The organism is Nonomuraea maheshkhaliensis, from assembly GCF_039529435.1.
Taxonomy (GTDB): Bacteria; Actinomycetota; Actinomycetes; order Streptosporangiales; family Streptosporangiaceae; genus Nonomuraea; species Nonomuraea maheshkhaliensis.
In genome coordinates, this window is record NZ_BAAAMU010000045.1 from 1 (window position 1) to 18472 (window position 18472).

Annotated in this window: 18 protein-coding genes; 10 read left to right on the top strand and 8 right to left on the bottom strand. The window is 71.9% G+C overall.

What is annotated here, in order from left to right; genetic code table 11:
- From ABFX54_RS27630 to ABFX54_RS27645, 4 genes are all read left to right on the top strand, one after another.
- The coding region (locus ABFX54_RS27630; RefSeq protein WP_346109428.1) for an aldehyde dehydrogenase family protein at positions 1–1291 on the top strand (1291 nt) is incomplete at its 5' end.
- On the top strand, positions 1288–2535 hold the full coding sequence (locus ABFX54_RS27635; protein WP_346109430.1) for a CaiB/BaiF CoA transferase family protein: 1248 nt from the start codon (positions 1288–1290) through the stop codon (positions 2533–2535). The genes ABFX54_RS27630 and ABFX54_RS27635, both read left to right, overlap by 4 nt.
- Positions 2532–3194 (top strand): GntR family transcriptional regulator, encoded by a 663-nt coding sequence (locus tag ABFX54_RS27640; protein WP_346109432.1) that lies wholly within the window; start codon positions 2532–2534, stop codon positions 3192–3194. Before ABFX54_RS27635 ends, ABFX54_RS27640 begins: the two co-directional genes overlap by 4 nt.
- Before the next feature lie 159 nt (positions 3195–3353).
- Positions 3354–5411: a glycoside hydrolase family 71 protein gene (locus ABFX54_RS27645; RefSeq protein ID WP_346109434.1), complete on the top strand. Its 2058-nt coding sequence runs from the start codon at positions 3354–3356 to the stop codon at positions 5409–5411.
- Positions 5412–5432: 21 nt separating this feature from the next.
- Here ABFX54_RS27645 and ABFX54_RS27650 read toward each other — a convergent pair whose 3' ends face one another.
- The 4 genes from ABFX54_RS27650 to ABFX54_RS27665 all read right to left on the bottom strand — a co-directional run bounded on the left by ABFX54_RS27650 (position 5433) and on the right by ABFX54_RS27665 (position 9326).
- Positions 5433–6221: an alpha/beta hydrolase gene (locus ABFX54_RS27650; protein ID WP_346109436.1), complete on the bottom strand. Its 789-nt coding sequence runs from the start codon at positions 6219–6221 to the stop codon at positions 5433–5435.
- An 89-nt stretch (positions 6222–6310) separates the two neighbouring features.
- Entirely contained in the window at positions 6311–7522 is a 1212-nt protein-coding gene (locus ABFX54_RS27655) for a metal-dependent hydrolase family protein (RefSeq protein WP_346109438.1), read from the bottom strand.
- Positions 7519–7953, bottom strand: a complete 435-nt coding sequence (locus tag ABFX54_RS27660; protein WP_346109440.1) for a GAF domain-containing protein — start codon at positions 7951–7953, stop codon at positions 7519–7521. The genes ABFX54_RS27655 and ABFX54_RS27660 overlap by 4 nt, the downstream gene beginning before the upstream one ends.
- Positions 7950–9326: an MFS transporter gene (locus tag ABFX54_RS27665; protein ID WP_346109442.1), complete on the bottom strand. Its 1377-nt coding sequence runs from the start codon at positions 9324–9326 to the stop codon at positions 7950–7952. The genes ABFX54_RS27660 and ABFX54_RS27665 overlap by 4 nt, the downstream gene beginning before the upstream one ends.
- 213 nt (positions 9327–9539) lie before the next feature.
- Here ABFX54_RS27665 and ABFX54_RS27670 point away from each other — a divergent pair, with 213 nt between their 5' ends.
- Positions 9540–10418, top strand: a complete 879-nt coding sequence (locus ABFX54_RS27670; RefSeq protein ID WP_346109444.1) for a MurR/RpiR family transcriptional regulator — start codon at positions 9540–9542, stop codon at positions 10416–10418.
- Positions 10419–10574: 156 nt separating this feature from the next.
- Positions 10575–10943 carry a hypothetical protein gene (locus ABFX54_RS27675; protein ID WP_346109446.1) on the top strand — a complete coding sequence of 123 codons (369 nt, stop codon included), beginning with the start codon at positions 10575–10577 and terminating at the stop codon, positions 10941–10943.
- A 500-nt stretch (positions 10944–11443) separates the two neighbouring features.
- On the opposite strand, the gene ABFX54_RS27680 is transcribed toward ABFX54_RS27675, so the two are convergent.
- The 3 genes from ABFX54_RS27680 to ABFX54_RS27690 all read right to left on the bottom strand — a co-directional run bounded on the left by ABFX54_RS27680 (position 11444) and on the right by ABFX54_RS27690 (position 13811).
- Positions 11444–11983 (bottom strand): hypothetical protein, encoded by a 540-nt coding sequence (locus ABFX54_RS27680; protein ID WP_346109448.1) that lies wholly within the window; start codon positions 11981–11983, stop codon positions 11444–11446.
- 155 nt (positions 11984–12138) lie between these two features.
- The gene (locus tag ABFX54_RS27685; RefSeq protein WP_346109450.1) at positions 12139–12789 is read right to left on the bottom strand and encodes a response regulator; all 651 of its coding nucleotides are present in this window, start codon (positions 12787–12789) and stop codon (positions 12139–12141) included.
- Entirely contained in the window at positions 12786–13811 is a 1026-nt protein-coding gene (locus ABFX54_RS27690) for a sensor histidine kinase (RefSeq protein ID WP_346109452.1), read from the bottom strand. Before ABFX54_RS27690 ends, ABFX54_RS27685 begins: the two co-directional genes overlap by 4 nt.
- Before the next feature lie 163 nt (positions 13812–13974).
- Between ABFX54_RS27690 and ABFX54_RS27695 the strand changes: the two genes are divergently transcribed.
- From ABFX54_RS27695 to ABFX54_RS27710, 4 genes are all read left to right on the top strand, one after another.
- A complete protein-coding gene (locus tag ABFX54_RS27695) occupies positions 13975–14259 on the top strand; it encodes a cation:proton antiporter regulatory subunit (protein WP_346109454.1) in 285 nt (94 codons plus the stop codon).
- 44 nt (positions 14260–14303) lie between these two features.
- Positions 14304–14762, top strand: coding sequence for a CBS domain-containing protein (locus ABFX54_RS27700; protein ID WP_346109455.1), 459 nt, complete (start codon positions 14304–14306; stop codon positions 14760–14762).
- Between the two features lie 217 nt (positions 14763–14979).
- Complete coding sequence (locus tag ABFX54_RS27705) at positions 14980–16266, top strand: ArsB/NhaD family transporter (RefSeq protein WP_346109457.1); 1287 nt, start codon at positions 14980–14982, stop codon at positions 16264–16266.
- Between the two features lie 107 nt (positions 16267–16373).
- The gene (locus ABFX54_RS27710) at positions 16374–17027 is read left to right on the top strand and encodes a hypothetical protein (protein WP_346109458.1); all 654 of its coding nucleotides are present in this window, start codon (positions 16374–16376) and stop codon (positions 17025–17027) included.
- A 67-nt stretch (positions 17028–17094) separates the two neighbouring features.
- Here ABFX54_RS27710 and ABFX54_RS27715 read toward each other — a convergent pair whose 3' ends face one another.
- The gene (locus ABFX54_RS27715) at positions 17095–18471 is read right to left on the bottom strand and encodes a glycoside hydrolase family 28 protein (RefSeq protein ID WP_346109459.1); all 1377 of its coding nucleotides are present in this window, start codon (positions 18469–18471) and stop codon (positions 17095–17097) included.
- Between the last annotated feature and the right edge of the window lies 1 nt (position 18472).

Here is an 18472-nt window from a genome sequence, read left to right on the forward strand (position 1 = left end):
CGACGCCGCCGCCGCGCCCGGCTGGGCGGCGACCCCGCACCACGCCCGCGCCGCCGTGCTCACCGCCGCCGCCGACGTCTTCGCGTGGCACGCGGATGAGTGGGGCGCCGAGCTGGCCCGCGAGGAGGGCAGGACGCTGCCCGAGGCCGTCGCCGAGGTGCACGGCGCGGCCCGGATCATGCGTTACTACGCCGGCGAGGCCGACAGGGAGAACGGCGAGGTCTACGCCTCCCCGCGCCCCGGTGAGAACGTGCTCGTCGTCCGCCGGCCGGTCGGCGTCGCGGGGCTGATCACGCCGTTCAACTTCCCGATCGCCATCCCGGCCTGGAAGATCGCGCCCGCGCTCACGTACGGGAACGCCGTGGTGTGGAAGCCCTCCTCGCTGGTGCCGCTGCTGGCGTACCGGCTGGCCCGGGCGCTGACCACCGCCGGGCTGCCCGACGGCGTGCTCAACCTCGTCTACGGCGACGCCGACGCCGCCGCGGCCATCGTGGACGATCCCGGCGTGGACGCGGTGTCGTTCACCGGCTCCACCGCCGTCGGCCGGGCCGTCATCGCCCGCTGCGGCGAACTGGGCAAACCCGTGCAGACCGAGATGGGCGGCAAGAACGCCTCCATCGTGCTCGCCGACGCCGACCTCGACCACGCCGCCGAGCAGGTCTGCCTCGGCGCCTTCCGCTCGACCGGGCAGAAGTGCACGGCCACCTCCCGGCTCATCGTGGCCGACCAGGTGGCGGACGAGCTGCTGGAACGGGTCGCGGACCGGGTCGCGCGGCTCGTCGTCGGCGACCCCCTGGACAGCGGCGTCGAGATGGGCCCCCTGGTCAGCTCGGCCGCCCGCGAGCGCGTCACGGCCGGGGTCACGCGGGCCGTGGGGGAGGGGGCCAAGCCGCTGGCGGGCGCCGCGCCGCTGGAGCGCGACGGCTGGTTCGCGCCGCCGACCCTGCTGGACCTGCCGGGGACCGGGGTGGACTTCTGGCGGACCGAGCTGTTCGGGCCCGTGGTGGGCGCCGTACGGGCGGGGAGCGCGGAGGAGGCGCTCGGGCTGGCGAACCTCAGCGACCACGGCCTGTCGGCGGCCATCTTCACCCGCGACCTCGGGGCGGCGCTGGGGGCGGTCGACCGGCTGGAGGTGGGCGTGCTGCACGTCAACTCCGAGTCGGCGGGGACGTTCCCGCACGTGCCGTTCGGCGGGGCCAGGCAGAGCGGGTTCGGGCCCAAGGAGCAGGGGCGGGCGGCCAGGGAGTTCTACACCAGGTCGGTCACCGTCTACCTGGGGGCGCCGGCGTGAGCGGGGCGCTGTCCGGGCTGCTCGTGGCCGACTTCAGCCGGGTGCTGGCCGGGCCGTACGCCACCACGCTCCTGGCCGATCTGGGGGCCGAGGTGGTCAAGGTCGAGCGGCCCGGCGCCGGGGACGACACCCGGGCGTGGGGGCCTCCGTACGCGGAGGGGGAGTCGACGTACTTCCTCGGCGTCAACCGGAACAAGCGCTCGATCGCCCTGGACCTGCGGGCGGACGCCGAGGTCGCGCGGGCCCTGGCGGCGCGGGCCGACGTGCTGGTGGAGAACTTCAGGCCGGGGACGATGGAACGGCTCGGGCTCGGCTACGACACGCTGCGGGAGCTCAATCCCGGCCTGGTCTACTGCTCGATCACCGGGTTCGGGTCGGGGACCGGGGCCGGTCTGCCCGGGTACGACCTGATCGCGCAGGCGGTCGGCGGGTTGATGAGCGTCACGGGCGAGACAGGCGGCCCCGGCACCAAGGCGGGGGTGGCGCTGGTGGACGTGATCACCGGTCTGCACGCCGCCCTCGGCATCCTGGCCGCCCTCCACCACCGCGGCACCACCGGCCAGGGAGGCCGGGTCGGCGGCAGTGCACTCACCGGCGAGCCGGGCGTCCCCGACGGCGCGCCCGCCGCCGAGTCAGGCGCCCCCGACGGCGGTCCGGGCGTCCCCGGCGGTGCGCCTGGCGGCGGGGTCGGGCAGCGGGTCGAGGTGTCGTTGTTGTCGTCGCTCCTGTCGGCGCTCACCAACCACTCCTCCGCCTACGCCGCCGCCGGCGTGGTGCCGCGCGCGATGGGGAACCGGCATCCGAGCATCGTCCCGTACGAGGTGTTCCAGGCCGCCGACCGCCCGATCGTGATCGCGGCGGGGAACGACCGCCAGTACCGCGCCCTGTGCGCCGTCCTCGACCGGGACGACCTGGCCGAGGACCCCCGCTACGGCACCAACGCCGCCCGGGTGGCCGCCAGGGAGACGCTCGTGCCCGCGCTGAACGCGGCCCTGGCCGGGCGCACGGCCGACGAGTGGTTCGGGCGGCTGACCGCAGCCGGAGTGCCGTGCGGCCCGATCAACGACCTGGCCGCCGCGTTCGCCCTCGCCGAGGATCTGGGCCTGGAGCCCGTCGTCGAGCTCGGCGGCGTCGGCCAGGTCGCCAGTCCGCTGCGCATGAGCGCCACCCCGCCCTCCTACCGCCGCCCGCCGCCCGCGCTCGGGCAGGACGACGCGTGGGTTCGTGAGATATTGGGGCCGTGAGTCCGGACGAGGCACGACGCAGGCCGCCCACGGCCCAGCAGTTCGTGCTGGCCGAGCTGCGCCGCGCCATCACCACCGGCCGGCTCCGGCCCGGCGCCCCCATCAGGCAGGACGCGCTGGCCGAGGAGTTCCAGGTCAGCCGCGTGCCGCTGCGTGAGGCGCTCAAGACGCTGCAGGGCGAGGGGCTGGTCACCTACGAGGCCCACCGCGGCTACTTCGTCGAGACGCTCTCCCTCGACGACCTGCGCGAGGTCTACCGCATCAGGCAACTGCTGGAGGAGGAGGCCGTGCGCCGGGCCGTGGCCCGCCTCACCGACGCCGACCTGCATCGGCTGGCGGCGGCGCAGGACGAGGTCGAACGGGCCGCCGCGGCGGGTGACGTGCTCGCCATGGCCACCGCCAACCGGGTCTTCCACATGACCCTGTTCGACTGTGCGGGCATGCCGCGCCTGGCCCGGATGATCCGCACGCTCTGGGACACGACCGACGCCTACCGGTCGATGTACTACGGCGACGCCGGCAACAGGGAGCGGGTGGTCAAGGAGCACCGCGCCACCCTCGACGCCCTGCGCCGCGGCTCCGCCGACGAGGCCGTGACGACGCTCGACGTGCACCGCGACCACGCGGTGGCCGAGCTGGAGCCGTACCTGAACGCTTGAGTCGCCTCCGCCATCCTGTTCCGCCACCTGGGGCCGCCATCTGGGGCCGGCGTCACTCCCGGGTGTCTGACTGATTTCATTTCGAAAAGTCACTCGTTTTGTCGGCTCCGCCGCAGTAGCTTGTGATGATCTTCAAATTGGACCCCTACTAGGAGGGCAATGTTCCCCCAGCCACGACGGGTGGGCATCATCTCGCTGCTCACGCTGGTCGTGTCCATCGGCACGACCGGCGCGACGGCACCGTTATCCGCGGCCGTGCGCGAAGCCGCGTCCCCTCCTCCCGCGGCCGTCGCGGGACAGGCCACGGCTTCCCCGGCCTTGTCAGGAACGTCCCCGGCGTTCTCAGGAACGCCCACGAAAGTGGTCGTGCTCGCCCTCGACGACGTGTTCGTCAGCCAGGCGGAGCCGGCCAAGAGCTTCGGCGCCGCCACGTGGATGTCCGTCTGCGGCGCCACCTGCGCATCCTCCGCCGGCGGCCGGCGGATCGCGCTCGCCAGGTTCAAGGTCTCCGGCATCCCGGCCGGTGCCGGGAACCTCACCGCCACCCTTGAGCTGACCCCCACCAGGACCGCCGCGACCACGCTGTCGGCGCGCGAGGTGTCCGGCTCCTGGACCGAGGCCGCGACCACGTGGAAGACCCGTCCCAAGCTCGGGAGGGTGCTCGCGAAGCACACCGGCTTCACCGCCGGCCGGCCGGTCCGCCTCGACGTCTCCCCGGCGATCACCCGCGACGGCGCCTACTCCTTCGCCTTCACGCAGCCGGACGCCACGCCCACGGTGCTGTACTCCTCGCGCCGGCCCGGCGACCGCGGCCCCAAGCTCACGATCACCTACACCACGGGCGTCACGCCCTGCGCCACGCTGCCCTTCGACAAGCCCTCGGCCGCCGCGTTGCGCGCCTCGGCCAAGAAGGCGTTCGCGTTCTACTTCCCGCCCTTCCCCGTCTCGGTCGACAACAAGGACCCGGCGAAGGACCAGTACGCCTCCTGGTTCGACCCGGCCGGCTCCAGCGGCCTCTACCAGAGCAGGGGCGGCTACCTGCGGGACCGGCCGCTGACCAGGCCCGTACGGCCAGAGGCCGAATGGCGGCGGCTCGACTTCGAGCGCGAGGTGCGCCAAGCCGTCGCGCAGGGGCTCGACGGGTTCATCTACGAGCACCACACCTCCAGCGACCAGCGCTGGAACCAGCTCCCCCAGCTCCTCGACGCCGCCCAGGCCGTGGACCCGCAGTTCAAGATCGTGCTCAGCCCCGACTTCCCGGCCGCCGCCGGAGCCTCGTACGCCAAAATGGTCTCCGACATTCTGCTGGTCAAGGGACATCCGTCGCTGTTCACGCTGCCCGACGGGAGCGTGCTGCTCGCGCCGTACACGATCGAGCGCCAGCCGCCCTCCTGGTGGCGGGCCGCCCGGGCGGCGCTGGCCGCCCGAGGCATGAGGACGTCGCTCATGTCGATCTTCAGTTATTGGGACGGCCGCGGCAGGTCCGAGTGGGACGAGTACGTCTACGGCCACTCCTCCTGGGGCGCCAACCGTCCCGGGGTGACCGGGAGCTTCGTCAAGGCGGCCGAGGCCGCGCACAAGCGCAAGCTGAAGTACATGGCGCCGATCGGGTTCGAGGACACCAGGGCCAAGGAACTGCACTACTGGGAGGCGCGCAACAGCAGCACGCTGCGCGGCTCGTGGCGGGCGGCGATCAAGGGTGACGCCGACTGGGTGCAGCTCGTCACCTGGAACGACTACGGCGCGTCGCACCAGGCGCCCTCGAAGGCGCGCGGCCACGCGCTCGCCGACGTCAACGCCTACTACACGACCTGGTTCAAGACCGGCGAGGCGCCGCGGATCGTGCGGGACGCGCTCTACTACTTCCACCGCGGTCACAAGGCCGGCGCCCCTTACGACACGAGCAAGCAGACCGCCGGCAAGTTCACCATCCCGGCCGGGCCCGGGCCGGTGGACCAGGTGGAGTTGCTGGCGTTCGTGAAGGGGCCGGGCAAGCTGGTGATCACGCAGGGCTCCGACGTGCGGAGCAAGCAGGTGCGCGCGGCCGGGGTCGTGTCGTTCAAGGTGCCGATGGTGCCGGGGACGACGCCGGTCTTCGAGCTGCGGCGAGGCGGCGACACCGTCCAGACGCTGCGCAGCTCGACGCCCATCAGGGCGAGCGTCACGTACCAGGACATGATCTACCACGCGGGCGGCGGCACCGCCTGCGCCGGCTGACCCGGCCGCCGGCTCAGGCGCTCACCGGACGCGTTCGGCCAGGTCGGTCACCGCGTTCACGAGGCCGGGGCCGTTCAGCATGACCAGGTCGTTGTGCCCGGCCCCCGCCACCTCCACGGTCGTCGCGCCCGCAGCCTCGGCCACCGCCCGGCTCAGGCTCGGGGGGACGATCGTGTCGCGGGTGCCGTACACGACGACGACGGGGGCGCGGACCCGGCCGATGTCGCGTGCGACGGGGAAGCGGTCGCGCAGCAGGGCGCGTACCGGGAGGAACGGGTAGTTGACCTGGCCGGCGGCGGCCAGGTCGGTGAACGGCGAGCGCAGCATCAGCCCGTCCGGCGGCCGCTCCAGCGCGAGCCTGGTCGCGACCGCCGCGCCCAGGCTCTCGCCGAAGTAGATCACCCGCGAGGTGCGGACGAGGTCGCGCGCGGCCAGGGCGTCGAGGAACAGGCCCTCCTCCGTCGGGCTGCCCGGGTTGCCGCCGTAGCCGCGGTAGTCCATCAGCAGGACCGGCAGCCCGTACGCGGCCAGCGCCCTGGCCAGGGGCGCGCGGTGCAGCCGGTTGCCCGCGTTGCCGCCGGTGACCAGCACGGTCACGTCGCGGTCGCCGGGCACGTGCCAGGCGGCGAGCCGGAGCCCGTCGCGGGTGGTGAACGAGACGTCGCGCGCCCCCGGGATCACCTCGGCGGCCGGCGGCACCGGGCCCCGGTCGGGCAGGTAGATGAGCCGCCGCTGGAACACCCACAGCAGGCCGAGCAGCAGGAGCAGCACGACCACGACCACCAGGGCGGTGCGCGTCAGCGTAGTCACGACAACCACGGTACGCACCGCCCGGAATCCGCCCGAGACGAGTCCGACGACGATCACCCACGGAAAACGCGTCCGACGGCGGTCACGGCTCAGGAGACGACGGCGCCTGCCTGGACGACGTGGCGCAGGTGCTTGGCCGGTTCGGCGAGGACACCGACGTCCGCCAGCGGATCCCCGTCGAGCACGAGCAGGTCGGCGTGCGCCCCCACGGCCAGCGTGCCGAGCTCGCCCGCCCGCCCGGCCAGCTCCGCCGCGCCGGTCGTGGCCGAGCGCAGCACATCGATCGGCCGCTGCACCTCGGCCCGCAGCCGGAACTCGTGGCTCTGGTGCCGGTGCATGCCGCCGAGCAGGTCCGTCCCGTACGCGAGCCGCACGCCCCCGCGCGCCGCCCGCTCCAGCGCGACGAGACCGGCCTCCAGCACGTCGTCCACCTTGCGCCAGCTGCTCTCGGACAGCCCGAAGTCGCGCCCTTCCTGCTTGAGCGCCCAGTACGTCACCAAGGTCGGCACCAGGTAAGCCTCATGCCGCAGGAACAGCTCGACGCTGGAGTCGTCGATCAGGTTGCCGTGCTCGATGGAGCGCACCCCGGCGTCGAGGGCCCGGTTGACGGCGCGGGCGGTGTAGGCGTGGGCGGCGACGTACCGGTTGGCGGCCCCGGCCTCCTCGACGGCGGCGCGCAGCTCGTCCATCGAGTACTGGGTCGAGTCGATCCTGTCGGTCGGCGAGGCGACGCCGCCGGAGGCCATCACCTTGATGTGGTCCGCGCCCTTGCGCAGCTCGTCGCGGGCGGCGGCGCGCACCGCGTCGACCCCGTCGGCCCCCCGCCCGACGCCCGCGCAGCACGGATGGTCGTCGGTCAGGTGCTCGCCCCTGCCGCGGAAGTCGGCGTGGCCGCCGGTCTGGCTCAGCCCCTTGCCGCAGAACAGCAGTCGCGGACCCCGGATCAGGCCCTCCGCCTGGGCGTCGGCGAGCCCGAAGTCGGCGCCCGAGCAGTCGCGGACCGTGGTGAAGCCGCGATCGAGCATGCCGGCCATGATGCGGGCGCTGTGGGCGGCCACGTACGAGGGCGACATGGAGCCGAGCCTGCCCAGGTCCGCGGTCGAGGCGGTGACGTGCACGTGCGCGTCGATCAGGCCGGGCACGACGTGGGCGCCCGCGAGGTCGATCACCCGCGTGCCGTCGGGGGCGCGCAGCCCGCGTCCCGTCTCGGCGACGCGGCCGTCCGCGCAGCGCAGGTCGCCCTCGGCGTACTCGCCGGTCGTCACGTCGAGCAGCAGCGCGTTACGCAGCAGCAGGCTCATGCGGCACCTCCGGACAGCGCGGGAGCGGCCTTCGCGGCGATGGCCTGGGCGGTGGCCACGGAGTCGTCGTCGTAGCTGCCCTCGGCGTCGAGGATGTTGAGCACGCCGAGCACCTCGCCGTCCGTCCCGATCACGGGCACGTTGACGATCGAGCCGCAGCCGAGGCTCTCGATCAGCTCGTGATCGGCGAAGATCTCCCGTACGGCGGCGCGGTCACGGCCGAAGTACGGCTCGCGCCGCTCGATGCAGGTGGCCAGCCAGCCCTGGGCGACCTCGACGGTCTTCTCGCCGCCCACCGGATACTCCACGGGATGGCTGCTGTGCACGCGGCGCAGCGCTCGCCGCTCCGGCACCCAGGCCAGCACGGTGAACAGCCGCACGCCCACCTCCTCGCGCACCGTCTTCTCAAGCTCGTTCAGGTCGTCGATCACTTCGTCGCCTCCTCGGCGGTGGACTCCGTCAGCTCTTCCAGCGAACGCCCGGCCGTGGCCAGGCCGAACACGACCACACACACCACCCCGGCCACCAGCACGGCCGTGGTGAGCCCGAACACGCCGGCGAAGCCGAGGCTCGCGGCCGACAGTCCGATGATCGTCGGCGCCAGGATGCTGCCGACCCGCCCGAACGCGCTCGACAGGCCGGAGCCGGTCGCCCGGATCCAGGTGGGGAAGACCTCGGGGGTGTAGGAGTAGACGCCCGCGTACGTGCCGTTCAGGAAGAACGACAGCACCGCGCCCGCGACCGTGATGGCGACGGGCGAGTCCATCTGCGACAGCCAGAACGCGCTGACCGCCGAGCCGCCGAGGTAGATCGCGATCGTGTTCTTGCGGTCCAGCCGCTCGGAGAGCCAGGCGGCGGAGAAGTAGCCGGGGATCTGCGCCAGATAGATGATGATCGAGAACTCGAAGCTCTTGGTGACGGTGATGCCGCGCTGCACGAGCAGGGTGGGGATCCAGGAGAAGAACCCGTAGTACGAGAACGTGATCACGAACCACACCAGCCAGATCACCGCCGTGCGCCTGGCCATGACCGGGCTCCACAGGAACTTCAGCGCGTTGAGCAGGTTCACCTTCGGCGTGTGCGTCACGGGTGCGACGGCGCTCTCGGGCACCGGTGGCAGCGGCGCGCCGGTGGCCTGTTCGACGCGGCGCTCCAGGTCGGCCACCACCGCCTCGGCCTCGTCCGTACGGCCCTGCTGGAGCAGGAAGCGGGGCGATTCCGGCAGCGAGCGGCGCCACCACAGCAGCATGACGATCGGCAGCGCGGTGATCACCTGCGCGATCCGCCAGCCGTCGTCGAAGGTCGGCACCACGAACCGCCCGATCAGTGCCGCCATCACGAACCCGAACGAGAAGAAGCCGGCCAGCGCGCCGATGAACCAGCCGCGCCGGTTGGCGGGCACGAACTCCGACAGGAACGGCGCGATGATCGCGCTCTCCGCCCCGGCGCCGGCTCCGGCCAGTACGCGGGAGCCGAGGAAGATCTCGTAGTTGGGGGCGAAGGCGGCGACGACGGAGAAGACGGCGTAGAAGGCGAGCGCGTACATCATCACCTTCTTGCGGCCGATGCGGTCGCCGAGCAGGCCCGCCGCGGTCGCGCCGAACAGGAACCCGAACGGCGTCGCCGACCCGATGAAGCCGAGCTGGCCGTTGGACAGGTCCCATGCCTCCTGGGCGCTCGGCAGCAGGAACGCGACGACGGCGGAGTCCATGCCGTCGAAGGTGTAGCCGAGACCGCCGATCAGGAGGAGGAGATAGTGCGGACGGCTCAGGGGGAGCCGGTCCAGCCGGGCCAACAAGGTCATCTGACACACCTTTCCCCAGGTCCTGGCCCTGTAGGTCGAATTCGAAGCAACATATAGTGCGAATAGCTAAAATTGCAATGGTCTTTGCAAGTTAGGATTGTTGCCACCGCGTAGCATGTTCCGGGCCAGGGGACGCGCTCACGCTCGGATCCCGGGCTCTGGAGGAAGGGCGAAAGGGGACAGGTGACAGAGGGCGCGGTTGTGCCGGAGGTGATGGGGAGCGCGGACAGTTACGAGGACGTGCTGCGCGAGGGGCTGCCGGTGCGCGGGCTGCGCGGCAAGGCGGCCGCCGTGCTCGAAGTCCTGCTGTCGCAGCCGCGCCGCGCCTCGTTCGGCTCGGCGGGGGAGCTGGCCCAGATCGCCGGCGTCAACGTCGCCACCGTCACCCGCACCGCGCAGGCGCTCGGCTTCGCCGGCTGGCCGGCGCTCCAGCAGGAGCTGCGCGCCCGCTACCTGTCCTCGCTCAGCGCCGGCCAGGTGGCCGCCGAGCACCGGGGCACCGGCTCGCCCAGCTCCCGCTCGCTGCGCCGCGACCTCGACAGCCTGGCCCTGCTCAACCGGCGCCTGGACGAGAGCGTGCTGCTCACGATCGCCGAGGCGCTGGCGGCGGCCCGCCACACGGTGATCGTCGCCGACGGCAGCTACCCCGCCGTCGGGCTGGCGCTGGCCGACAACGCCCGGCTGGCCGGCTATCCGGTGCGCGCGGTGACGGCGGGCGACGCGGAGCTGGCCAACGCGATGGCCGCGATCGGCGCCGGCGACGTCCTGATCGCGATCAGCTTCTGGCGCCTGTACGAGAGCACGGTGCTGGCCGCCAACGAGGCCCGCTCGCGCGGGGTGCGGGTGTTCGCCCTGACCGACGCGGCCAGCCCGGCCCTGGCCAGCGCGGCCGAGCAGGTGGTGATCGTGCCGGCGGAGGGCGAGGCGTTCTTCCCGTCGCTCACGGCCGGCATCGCCGTCGCGCAGGCCCTGGTCACCCAGCTCGCCGCCGTGGATCCGGCGCGTACGGGAGCCTCGATCGAGGCCGCCGAGGCGATGTGGGCCAAGTTCGGCCTCCTCCACCGCCGCCCCACCGCCGGCGACCACTCCTGACCCACCGGGTGTCCGGGCGTATTCCGGTCGTATTCCAGGCTGATGCCGGTGAGTGCGACGATCACGCCAGTGACCTGGGCCAGGGGATCGCTTCTGCCGGAGGCCCTATCTCCGGCGCTGCGGAGGAGTGATCTCCGTCCGGGGGAAGGAGACACGATGAAATACCTCAAGTCAGTCATCGTCGGCGCCGCTGTCGCGGCGGCGAGCGTCATTCTGGCTCAACCGGCCCTGGCGGCGAGCTTCCAGCGCGACGTCGGGGACGGGATCGTCCGTTACAACGACATCACCAACGAGCTGTGCGTCCATGCGGACGACACCACCGGGACGGCCTGGGTGGAGGTGTCACTCAGCCGCCCGGGAGTGATCGGAACGCCCATCGTCATCAGGGACGACAACGTCAAGCACCCGGGCGCCACCTGCAAGCAGGTCTCCGCCTTCGACAACGTCACCTACCGGGCCGACTACGAGAGCTTCTGGAGCGGGCGGGGCACCATCCTGCGCGGATCGTTCCAGTTCCAGACCTGACGCTCTGATCGGACTCCCCGCACCATCACTCGCGCGAAGGGGTTTTCATGAACAAGCTGATGAGGATCCCCCTCGTGGGGGGCGGTCGCCGTGGGCTCCATGCTCGTGGGAGCGATGCCGGCGCAGGCCGCCAACCGTGACAACCGCCGTGGCAACGTCTCCAGCATCTACGCGAGCGGCTCGAACGTCGTGGCCTCGTATGTCATCGTCTGCGACCGGCGCAGACCCGCATCATCGTCGTGGCGGACGTCAAGCGGCAGGTGGGCACCTCGCTCGGCGGGGCGGCTATGGGGCCGGACGCGGGTCGCGGGAGGACGCGATCACCGGGGGCATGGCCGTGGACGCGTCCATGACGTGCGCGCGTGCGACCGAAGTGCTCTGACGGGCCTGCCTCACGGAGGCCGTGACGATCGGCGGGCGCCCGGCAGGCCGCCCGCCGATCCGCCGTGCTACCAAGGCGTCGGCAGTGCTCCGCCTTTCACTTCAGGCTGGGGAGCGCGTCAAAGCCAGCTGGCCCGCACGCTGGTGCCAGAGCCGTCACCCTCGGGGAGCCCCGCCTGCCCGGCGCGTACGGCGTTGAGCACGCCGGCGACCGTCTCGACGATCTCCGGCGTCCGCTCGCGCAGGCCCGTCACGTCGGCCGGGCCGACCTCGTCCGGCTCGACCCCGGCCTGGTCCAGCACCGCCTCCACGTCGGCCAGCCGTTCGCCGAGCCACTTGAGCGGCTCCTGCGACAGTTGCCGGTCGAACACCCGCCGCCCCGGCTCCCAGCCGTCCACCCCCGGGTGGTGGTGGGTGCGGTCGAAGCTGCCCGGCGTCCCCGAGACCGACTCCAGCAGGTCGACCCGCCAGATCGGGCGGTCCACGGTGATGGGCCTGGCCGAGTAGATCGAGCCCTTGAGCTCGCCCTGGTCGAGCCGGCGCAGCTCCAGCCGCACCCCGCGCTCCGCACCCTCCTGGCCGGCGAGCGGGTCGGGATCGACGAAGTAGATGTCGCTCACGGCCACGCCGATCCGATCGAATCCGAAGAGGTAGAGCACGGAAGACCACATCCTTCACCAGGGTTCGTGCACGCCTTCTTCAACGTAACACCGCCGTCCGCCACCGGATCAAGGCCCTCCCCGGCGTCCGCGCCGCCGCCGGGAATGCCGGGGACGCCGGAAATGCCGGGCGATGCCGGGGAGGGCGGAACGCGTCAGGGCTCGACGAGGCCGGCCCGGATCGCGTAGCGGGTCAGGTCGAGGCGGTCGCGCATGCCGAGTTTCGCGAGGATGTTCGCCCGGTGCCGGTCCACCGTCTTCACGCTGATCACCAGCGTCTCGGCGATCTCCTTGGCCGAGTTGCCCTCCGCGATCAGCTTGACGATCTCCTCCTCGCGCGGCGTCAGGATGCTCTCCGGCATGCGGTCGCCCTCCCGGTCCCGCTGCAGGTAGTCGCGGATCAGCGCGGTCACCGCGCCCGGGTAGAGGAACGGCTCCCCGCGCATCGTGGCCCGGCACGCCTCCAGCAGGTCCTGGTCGGCGACCGACTTGAGCACGTAGCCGGAGGCGCCGACCTTGAGCGACTCGAAGAAGTACTGCTCGTTGTCGTACATGGACAGGATCAGGATGCGGACGCCTGGCGCCCGGCGGGAGATCTCCCTGGCGGCCTGGAGGCCCGTCATGCGCGGCATCGCGATGTCGAGGATGGCCAGGTCCACCGTCTCCTCGGAGGCCGCCGCGACGGCCTCGGCGCCGTCGGCGGCCTCGGCGACCACCTCCAGGTCGGGCTCGGCGTCGAGGATGAGCCGCAGCCCCCGGCGGACGAGCGCGTGGTCGTCGGCCAGCAGGATCCGGGTCTTGTTCACGAGAGTGTGCTCCGATTCGCGGGATCCGGGATGACCAGGCGCACATGGGTCCCCTCGCCTGGCGGGGAGTCGACGCTCAGCCGGGCGCCGATGAGCAGGGCGCGTTCGCGCATGCCCCGGATCCCGGCGCCGTCCTCGCGCGCGCCGCCCCGGCCGTTGTCGGAGATGCGCAGGACCAGGCAGCCGTCCCCGGCCGTCAGCGACAGCTCGGCGCGGGTGGCGCGGGCGTGCCTGGCGATGTTGGTCAGGCTCTCCTGCGCGATCCGGTAGAGGACCAGCTCGACGTCCGCGCCCAGCGCCGGGTGGTCGGGCTCGATGGCGCGGGTGACCGGGATGCCGCCCATCCGGGAGACGTCGGCGGCCAGCGCGCTGAGCGCGGCGTGCAGGCCGAGATCCTCCAGTACGCCGGGACGCAGGCGCCGGGCGACCTGGCGGACCTCGTCGAGGCTGGCGCGTACGGTCTCCTGCACGGCGTGCAGCTCCTCGCACAGGCCGGGCGGCGCGCGGTCGACCACCCGCTTCAGGCCGAGGAGCACCACGGTCAGGCTCTGGCCGATCTCGTCGTGCAGCTCGCGGGCGATGCGCTGGCGTTCGCCCTCCTGCGCGGCCAGCGCGTGCGCGCTGCTCGCGCTGCGCTCGGCCTCCAGCCGGTCCAGCATCGCGTTGAACGTGTCGATGAGATGGGTGAGGTCGCTGTTGCCGCTGTCGGCCAGCCGGTCGCCGGTGCGCAGCAGGTCCACCCGCTGCATGAGCGTGGTCAGCGCGTCCAGCGGGGCCAGGCTGCGGCGCAGCAGCAGCGCGTTGGCGAAGAGCATCACCGCCAGCCCCACCAGCAGGACCGGCACCTCGGCCAGCAGCACCGGTGAGGACACGGTGGCCGGAGAGATCGCGAGCACGAATGTGCCGACGGCGAAGACCAGCCCGTTGATCACCATCAGCCGCCGGAACAACGCCTGAGCCGGAGGACGCGGCGCTCCCGGGCCGCTCACGTCAACCGGCCGCCCCCCTGCGCGGTCGTTCATGCCACCAGCCTCTTCGTTGTCCGACCTGGTTGTCCATCCGGCCTGGCCCTCATCCGGCAGACCGTCCTACATGTTGTATCCCTGCACAGATGGGTGTCATGCCCGATAGTCCCGAAGTGTCGCTTTCTGAAGACTGGAGCGGAGCCGGATGGGAGGCAGCGACATGGACGTCACTCGCATGACCGTGCCGGGCAACGGCCCCGGAAGGGACATCGTGCACCACCTCGTCACCCGCGCGGGCCAGCGCTTCGGACTGCTTGTGGAGAGCGGCGGACGGCGGCGGTTCCTCGTCTACGACTCCGCCGACGCGGACGAGCCGGTGCAGACCATCGTCCTCGACCAGGACGAAGCCGACCAGATCGCCGACCTGCTGCACAGCAGGTCCCTGCCCGACCGGCTGGCCGACCTGGAACGCCGCGTCGCCCGGTTGACCGGGGCGACGCCATGACCCCGCCGGGGACACCCGGTCGACTCGTCGAACGGGATGATGTCATGCACGCCAGCAATATCGTTGTGAACCTGCCCACGGTGACCGTCCACGACCCCGTCACCAAGGCCGTGCGGCTCATGGCCCTCGGCCGGATGCCCGGTCTGATCGTCGTGGACGGCCAGGGGCGCCCGTCCTGCGTGCTCCCGGGGACGCAGGTCCTGCGGCTGGCGGTGCCGGGGGCGTACCAGGAGGACCCGGCGCTCTGCCGGACGATCGACGAGGCGCACGCCGACCTGTTCTGGGGTGAGCTGGGCGACCTGTCGGTGGGCGACTGCCTGCCGCGCCGGCCCGCCACGCCCGCGACGGTACGGCTCGACGCGACCCTGCTGGAGGTGGCGGCCCTGATGGCCCGCCTGCGCAGCCCGATCGTCGCGGTCGTCGGCCGCGACGGCGTCCTCGCCGGGGCGATCACCCTGGAGCGGCTGCTGACCACCCTGGTCCTGTCCGGCTCGGACGACTGACCCCCCTTTCCCTGACCGGGCGTGCGCCGTCGGCCGCGTCCGGGTCGCCGCATGTTCACCGTTCGGAGGCCCTTGCCATGTGCTCGCCGTACTCGCCGCACTCGCCGTACTCGCCGTACCGTCTGTACCGTCCGTATCGTTGGCTGGCGTCGCGTTTCGACCGTCGCCTTCGTCCCGCCGGGCGTACCGTGCAGGCCGGACCGCCGGGACAGGACGGATGAGCGCCTTCGTCGCACTGGCGATCTTCCTGGTGGCCTTCTTCTTCATCGCCACCGAGAAGGCCAACAAGGTCAAAGTGGTGCTCATCGCCGCCGGGCTGATGGCCGTCACGGGCCTCATCCCCGGTGCCGAGGTGTTCTTCTCCGAGCACGAGGGCATCGACTGGAACGTCATCTTCCTGCTGTTCGGCATGATGATCATCGTCGGGATCATCAAGCAGACGGGCATCTTCGACTATCTCGCCATCTGGGCGGCCAAGCGGTCGAAAGGGCGGCCGTACCGGTTGATGGTCATGCTGATGGCGATCACCGCCGTCGCCTCGCCCTTCCTCGACAACGTCACCACCATCATGCTGGTCGCGCCGGTCACCATCGTGGTGTGCAACCGGCTGCGGATCGCGGCGCAGCCGTACCTGATCGCGGAGGTGCTGGCCTCCAACATCGGCGGCGCGGCCACGCTCATCGGCGACCCGCCGAACATCATCATCGGCAGCCGCGCCGGGCTCACCTTCAACGACTTCCTCGTGCACATGGCTCCGATCGTGGTGGTCATCTTCGCGGTGTTCGTGCTGCTCACGCGGTGGTTGTTCCGCAGCTCGTTCCAGTACAACGCCGAGCACGTGGCCGAGGTGATGGCGCTGCAGGAGCGGCGGGCGATCACCGATCCGCGGCTGCTGGTGCGCTGCCTGGTGGTGCTGGGCGCGGTCGTGGCCGGGTTCGGGCTGCACGCGGTGCTGCACGTCGAGCCGTCGATCGTGGCGCTGGTGGGCGCCGGGGTGATGCTGCTGGTCTCCCGCGCCGGCGTGTCCGACGTGCTGGACGAGGTCGAGTGGCCCACGCTGGTCTTCTTCATGGGGCTGTTCGTCATGGTCGGGGGCCTCGTGCACACCGGCCTGATCGCCTCGATCGGCACGTGGGCGGTGGAGACGCTGGGCGACAACTACTTCGTCGCCGCGACGGCGCTGCTGTTCGGCTCCAGCGCGCTGGGCGCCTTCTTCGACAACATCCCGTACGTCGCCACGACCGCCCCCATCGTCGAGGGCGTGGTCGCCGCGGCCCCCGACCCGCAGATCGGGCAGGCGCTGTGGTGGGCCTTCGCCCTGGGGGCCGACTTCGGCGGGAACGGCACCGCGGTCGCGGCCAGCGCCAACGTGGTGGCCATCGGGATCGCCGCGCGCAACGGGCACAAGATCTCTTTCTGGCAGTTCACCAGGTACGGCATCGTGGTGACGATCCTGAGCACGCTGATGGCCTGGCTGTACGTCTGGATGCGTTACTTCACCTGAGCTGCGCTCCTCGTGCACACCTGAGCCCGTCCCTGAGTGCGGGCCAGGGGTAAATCAGGGACGATCACCGATGATCCGGGCGGGTGGCGCGGGGCATCGTGGCAGCTATGAACCCCGCGAACCGTCTGGCCCAGATCTCCTTCACCGCCGGACCCGCTGCCCTGCTGGCCGGCTGGTTCCTCATGCGTCCCATTCACGGGGACCTGGAACCCGGGCCCTGGTGGACGGCCGCGCACGCGCTCTGGCTGGTGGCGTTCCTGATGTTCGGCCTGATGACGGCGGCCATGCGCGGCCTGGCGGGGCCGGTGACGGGCGGGCGGCGGGTGGCGGTGACGGCGCTGACCGGGCTCGCCCTGTTCAGCGTGGCCGCCAACCTGGTCCAGCTCGGCATCGACCTGTACGCCGGGGTCGCCGCGACGGACGGGGAGGCCATGCGGGCGCTGCTGGAGCGGGTGCAGGGTTACCCGGGGGTGGACCCGCTGGTGTACGGCCCCGGGGCGCAGCTTTTCTACGCCGCGCTGCTCGTCCAGGCGGTCCTGCTCGGCGTGCTGCGCCGGGTGACGCCGGTCAGCGCGGCGGTCACGGCCGGCGGCGTGGTGCTGCTGGCCGCGGCCACGTTCATGGACGGCAAGGGCTCGAACCTGGTCGCGGTGGGCATGGCGGTGGTGTGGCTGGGCACGCTGCTGCTCGGCCGGGGGACCTCCGCCGAGGCGGGCGTGAGCACGCCACCCAGGGAGCTCACCCCCGCCGCCCGGCCCTGATCAGCCGCTCCAGATCACCTGTCCCCGATCACCCGCCGAGATGACCCGCCGAGATGACCCGCCGAGATCAGACACGCTGCCCGTTGACGCGCACGTTCCGCAGTTCGAAGCCGTTCACGTCGGTCACCACGTCCGGCTCGGCCATCTCCTCGAAGACGCTGTCGCTCACCCGCACGCCCCTGATCGGGTTGCCCGGATTGCCGATCAGGGTGAACGCCCGCGGCGCCCGCCCGGCCCGCAGCCGGCGGATGTCGATGCCGCCCACGTCGGGGAAGTACGGGCCGGTGTGCTTGTTCTCGTAGTTCAGCGCCACCTCCACCACCGCGTCGGCGGCCTGCCCCACCGTGATGTCCCTGAAGTACAGGTCCCTGACGTAACCGCCGCGCTCGGGGTTGGTCTTGATCCGGATCGCGCGCTCCAGCCGGGCGCTGCTCATCGTGCAGTTCCAGGCGAACACCCAGCGCACGCCACCGGTCGTCTCGCTGCCGACGGTCACGCCGCCGTTGCCGTCACGCATGACGCACGAGTTCACCAGGATGTTCATGGACGGCTCGTTCACCCGGCGGCCGTCGGCGTTCTTGCCGGCCTTGACGGCCACGCAGTCGTCGCCGGTGTTGAACTCGCACCGCTCGATCAGCACGTCCACGCACGACTCGGGGTCGCAGCCGTCGTTGTTGGGGCCGTTCGGGCTGTCCACGGTGACCCCGCGCACGGTCACGTTGACGCACAGGACCGGGTGGATGTTCCACATGGGGGAGTCCTTGACCGTCACCCCCTCGATCAGCACGTTGCGGCAGCGGTAGAGCTGGATGAGGTTCGGCCGCAGGTAGTGGCCCTCGCCGAAGACCCGCTCGGCCACCGGCACGCCGTCCTCGGCGAGCTGGGCGAGCAGCTTCTTGTCGGGGCCCTCCGACGGGGCGGGGTCGCTCGACCAGTCCCACCAGTGCGTGGCGTCGGCCTGGCCGTCGATCACGCCTTCGCCGGTGATGGCCACGTTGGTCCGGCCGTGGGCGTAGATGAACGGGGAGTAGTTCATCAGCTCGATGCCCTCGTACCGGGTTGCGACGACGGGCAGGTAGTCGGCGGGGTCGCGGCTGAAGCGGATGGTGGCGCCGGCCTCCAGGTGCAGGTCCACGTTGTCGGCCAGGTGGATGGCGCCGGTCAGGTACGTCCCCGCGGGCACCAGCACACGCCCGCCGCCCGCCGCCGAGCAGGCAGCGACGGCCCTGGCGAACGCCTCGGTGCACTTGGTGGTCCCGTCGCCGACGGCCCCGTGGCCGGTGACGGGGAAGACGCGGCGGGGGAAGCGGGGCGGCGTGATCCGGCGCCTGATCGCCGGGACCCGGCTCCACGCCGTGCCGGCCTCGGCGCGACCGGCCACGGCCGGCGTCACCAGTAAGCCGCCCGCGGCCACGGCCAGGAATCTCCTGCGGGACTGTTCCATC